This is a genomic window from Chamaesiphon sp. OTE_8_metabat_110 (assembly GCF_031382685.1).
In the GTDB taxonomy this organism is placed as follows: domain Bacteria; phylum Cyanobacteriota; class Cyanobacteriia; order Cyanobacteriales; family Chamaesiphonaceae; genus Chamaesiphon.
On record NZ_JANMZA010000500.1, the window covers coordinates 1 to 4,606 of the forward strand.

At 50.4% G+C, this 4,606-nt stretch carries 5 protein-coding genes; 2 read left to right on the top strand and 3 right to left on the bottom strand.

The annotated features are described in order from the left end of the window. Positions 1-138: 138 nt before the first annotated feature. Positions 139-549, top strand: a complete 411-nt coding sequence (locus RMO52_RS18285; protein ID WP_310417084.1) for a PIN domain-containing protein — start codon at positions 139-141, stop codon at positions 547-549. A gap of 46 nt (positions 550-595) precedes the next feature. Here the strand turns inward: RMO52_RS18285 and RMO52_RS18290 are convergent, their stop codons facing one another. The 3 genes from RMO52_RS18290 to RMO52_RS18300 form a co-directional block, all read right to left on the bottom strand. Beyond that, on the bottom strand, positions 596-1,345 hold the full coding sequence (locus RMO52_RS18290; RefSeq protein WP_310417087.1) for a succinate dehydrogenase/fumarate reductase iron-sulfur subunit: 750 nt from the start codon (positions 1,343-1,345) through the stop codon (positions 596-598). A 250-nt stretch (positions 1,346-1,595) separates the two neighbouring features. Then, entirely contained in the window at positions 1,596-3,536 is a 1,941-nt protein-coding gene (locus tag RMO52_RS18295; RefSeq protein WP_310417089.1) for a fumarate reductase/succinate dehydrogenase flavoprotein subunit, read from the bottom strand. Then, positions 3,523-4,176: a succinate dehydrogenase cytochrome b subunit gene (locus RMO52_RS18300; protein ID WP_310417092.1), complete on the bottom strand. Its 654-nt coding sequence runs from the start codon at positions 4,174-4,176 to the stop codon at positions 3,523-3,525. The genes RMO52_RS18295 and RMO52_RS18300 overlap by 14 nt, the downstream gene beginning before the upstream one ends. On the opposite strand from RMO52_RS18300, the gene RMO52_RS18305 reads away from it, so the two are divergent. Further along, on the top strand, positions 4,167-4,454 hold the full coding sequence (locus tag RMO52_RS18305; RefSeq protein WP_310417094.1) for a hypothetical protein: 288 nt from the start codon (positions 4,167-4,169) through the stop codon (positions 4,452-4,454). The genes RMO52_RS18300 and RMO52_RS18305 overlap by 10 nt on opposite strands. Positions 4,455-4,606: the final 152 nt, after the last annotated feature.

A 4,606-nucleotide genomic window follows, 5' to 3' on the forward strand; every position in this document is an offset into this window, starting at 1 on the left:
CCAAACTGAAACAAAGTCAGTGGGAAGCCAGAAGCGCGATCCTTCAAGAAAATGCCGCACTACATCAACCCGAATAGCTGGTAAAGGAAAAACAGTAGGGGATATTGTTAGTCCAATCGTGGATGAGCGGGATTGGGAATGTCTGAAATAATTGTGCTAGATACCCATATTTGGTTTTGGCTCATTAGTGAAGATTGGAATAGGTTTCCGGCTTCATGGCGCGAGGAAATCGAATCAGCCGAGCGGGTTGGGGTATCGCCGATTTCTTGTTATGAGATCGTGTTGGCACAGGAGAAGGGTCGTTTGGAGCTGCCATGTGCTGCTGATGAGTGGTTTCGAGAGGCGTTAGAACCTTCAGGTATTTGTTTGTTTCCATTGCTGCCTGAAGTATCTTGCAAAGCCGTTAGTTTATCTCCTGTCCATAAAGATCCATTTGACAGATTGATTATTGCTACTGCGTTGGTGTATGAAGCAAGATTAGCCAGTGTGGATAGTTTGTTCCCGTTATATCCTGAAATAGGAGATAGACTGCTGTGTTCTCAATCTTGAAATAGATAATCGCATTGTGAACCCTCTACCCCCTAAAGCCTAAAGCCTAAAACCTAAAACCTTCCCTCGCTTGAAGATACTCCCGATTGAGTTGGGCGATAGTATTTAGGGATATTTCTTTGGGACAAACCGCCGCACAGGTACCAGTGTTGCTACAACTGCCGAATCCTTCTGCGTCCATTTGAGTTACCATGTTGATGGCTCGCCGCTGACGTTCTGGTTGACCTTGGGGTAATCGTGCTAGATGCGATACCTTGGCGGCGACGAATAACATGGCGGAGCTATTTTTACAAGCGGCGACACAAGCGCCGCAACCGATACACATGGCGTCGGCAAAAGCGGCGTCGGCAAGATCTTTAGCAATGGGGATGGTGTTGGCATCGACGGCGTTACCAGTATTAACTGAAATATAACCGCCTGCTTGGATGATTCGATCGAATGCCGAGCGATCGACCATGAGGTCTTTGATAATGGGAAAGGCATTTGCACGCCAAGGTTCGATCGTCAGGGTGTCGCCATCGCGGTACGATCGCATGTAGAGTTGGCAGGTGGTGCTGGCGAGATCGGCTCCGTGGGGGCGACCGTTGATGTACATGGCGCAGGAGCCACAAATCCCTTCGCGGCAATCGTGGTCGAAGGCGATGGGTTCGGCATTGGTTAAAATGAGGTTTTGGTTGAGGAGGTCGATGGTTTCGAGCAGGGACATATCTGGGGAGATATTATCGAGCTGGTAGGTATGGAATTTTCCAGCGGTTTGGGGATTGGGTTGCCGCCAAATTTTGAGTGTGAGTTTCATGATGTCTCTAGGTATCAAATCTGAATTTATTCAAACTCTTTTGCTTGAGTAGGCTGTGGTACTAGGCGGAGCGGCAAATGTTAGATATTAGTGAGTTTCGTTTTTCCTAGCGGAGGCAGAACCCGGATCTGGGGGTCCCGACCCCCAGCCCCCCCGTGGAGGAGCGGGCCGCCTCTCCTCAAACTCCTCTGCGTATGGTTCGATCTGTGTGTGGCGTAAAGCGGCATTCACTCCATTTACCTCATACCTTTTACCCTATCCCCAATCCCCTATACCCTATCCCCAACCGAAAAGATCGCTGACTAAACCGTGCTAGCTCGAATTTTAACGCTTCTGGATAAAATTCCCACTGATGCTCCTGTGTGTATCCCCATACTGCAACGTGGGCATATTCGTCGTCGCGGCGTTGGGCTTCGCCTGCGGTTTGAAATTCGGTGCGGAAGTGGCAGCCGCAGCTTTCTTGGCGGTGGAGGGCATCTACACACATTAACTCGCCTAGCTCTAGGAAGTCGGCTACGCGTTGCGCGAGGTCGAGTTCGGGATTGAGGGTGTTTACCTTACCGGGGATTTTGACATCTTGCCAAAATTCGGTTTGCAAGGCTTGGAGTTGTTGGATGGCGGTTTGCAATCCGGCGGCGGTGCGGATGATGCCACAATGCGCCCACATGATTTTTCCCAGGCGTTGGTGGAAACTGGTGACGGTTTGGCTACCTTGAATTTGGATTAAGCGATCGAGTCGTTCTCTGACTAATTCCTCAGCTTGGCTAAATTCTACTCGATCGCGGCTGGGGGCGATCGAGCCAATTTCGGCGGCTAAATAGTTACTAATCGTTGCGGGAATCACAAAATAACCGTCGGCTAAACCTTGCATTAGGGCTGAAGCACCGAGGCGGTTGGCTCCATGTTCGCTGAAGTTGGCTTCGCCTAAGCAGTACAAGCCGGGAATGGTGGTCATCAGTTCGTAGTCTACCCACAGTCCGCCCATGGTGTAATGCACGGCGGGATAAATCCGCATCGGCACTGTGTAGGGATCTTCGCCGGTAATTTGGGTGTACATGGCGAATAAATTACCGTATTTATTTTGCAGTAGCTCGCGACCGTCACGGTGCAGGGTGTCGGCAAAATCCAGATAGACGGCGCGGTGCGAACTCCCGACCCCATAACCCGCATCGCAGACTTCTTTGACGGCGCGTGAGGCAATATCGCGCGGGACGAGGTTGCCGTAAGCGGGGTATCGCCGCTCCAAAAAGTAATCGCGTTCTGAGTCGGGAATATCGGCTGCGGCTCGCTGCTCGTCTAGATTTTTGGGTACCCACATCCGACCATCATTGCGTAAGCTCTCGGACATCAGCGTGAGTTTTGACTGATGCTCGCCAGCGACGGGAATACAGGTGGGGTGAATCTGGGTAAAGCAGGGATTGGCAAATGCGGCTCCTTGTTTGTGTGCTTTCCACGTCGCACTGACGTTGCTACCCATGGCATTGGTGGACAGATAAAAAACATTACTATAACCGCCGGAACAGAGCAGCACCGCATGACCGCCATGTCTTTCCAGCTCGCCAGTTACCAGGTTCCGCGCGATAATTCCCCGCGCTTTGCCGTCGATTTTGACTAGTTCGAGCATCTCATGACGGGTATACATGGTGACATTGCCCAGCGAGATCTGACGTTCGAGCGCCTGATAAGCACCGAGTAATAGCTGTTGTCCCGTCTGTCCCGCTGCATAAAAAGTCCGCTGTACTTGAGTACCGCCAAAGGAACGATTGCTGAGTAATCCCCCATATTCCCGTGCAAATGGTACTCCTTGAGCGACGCAGTGGTCGATAATTTTGGTGCTAATCGTCGCTAACCGATAAACATTAGCTTCCCGCGATCGATAGTCACCGCCTTTAATTGTGTCGTAAAATAATCGCTGGACGGAATCGCCATCATTTTGATAGTTTTTAGCCGCATTAATCCCCCCTTGCGCGGCAATACTATGAGCGCGGCGCGGCGAATCTTGGAAGCAAAAAGCTTTGACTTTGTAACCCTGCTCGGCTAGAGTTGCAGCAGCGGAGGCACCAGCTAAACCAGTCCCGATAATAATAATTTCGAGCTGACGTTTATTAGCGGGGCTAATCAGGCGGCTAGTTTCCTGGTAAGTCTGCCACTGTTGGGCGAGTGGTACTGGGGGAATTTTAGAATCGAGCATGACTGGCGAACAGAGCAATCGGAATAGCAGCTAATCCCAATGGTACTGCGATCGCCAAGCTAATACCAACCACTGAAGTAAGTTGCCGATATCGCGCGGCGACACCCAAGGTAATGGCGGCGCTCCGGTATCCATGCACCAAATGAGCGGCGAGAGCCAGACAACCGAGGACATAGATAATCACTACCCACGACTGGCTCATCGTCGCTCTGACTAGTTGCGATAAGCTATCTGGATCTGGTAAATCGATCGCCTGTGGCAGCCAGAATTGATAGAGATGCAGCAATAAGAAAGCTAACACGATCGATCCCAAAAGTCCCATCGATTGCGCTGGAGTGAGCGGAGAGGTGGCATTCACGGCATAAGGAGTGCTGCGTTTCGAGCGGTTATCGCGGCTGAGGGTAGCACCTTGCCAGATATGGACGACAAAGCCAGCAAATACCAGGATTTCCAAGCCGTGCAGTAACCAATTATGCCGCAACAGCTCGGCAGTGCGATCGAATAACATCCCGCCGTCAGCCGCCAAAATAGTGGCATTCAGACCCAAATGCACGACTAAAAACAGTGTCAAAAATAGCCCCGTACCAGCCATGATGACTTTGCGATCGATCGAAGAGGCAATAAAGTTAGATGATTTCATATCGATCGATTATTCCATCAATCATTCTCAAAAACAATCTCATCGCACAGTTTTTGCTGGGCAAGCTAGACCCTCATGTTCGAGGCGTAACGACACCTCAAAAACAGCCCACTACATCACAACCCGCTAAATTGTGTAGCGGAAATATTTCCGACCTTGCGGTAAGATTTCGATCGAATAATGTAGGTGAACTAGCGTGTCAATGTGCGAATATGGCACACGATCGCCAGCAACCAATGTTTAGGACATATAATGCCAAAACTAGCATCAACCTGTAAAATAATTATGAAGCCGCTTGAATGGATCGCTAGCTCTAAAAAAGACCTCATCGCCATGCCCGATCCGGTGCAAGACAATTTTGGCTTTGCACTATTCCAAGCTCAAATCGGGGAAAAGCACGATGACGCCAAACCCTTGAAGGGTTTCAAAG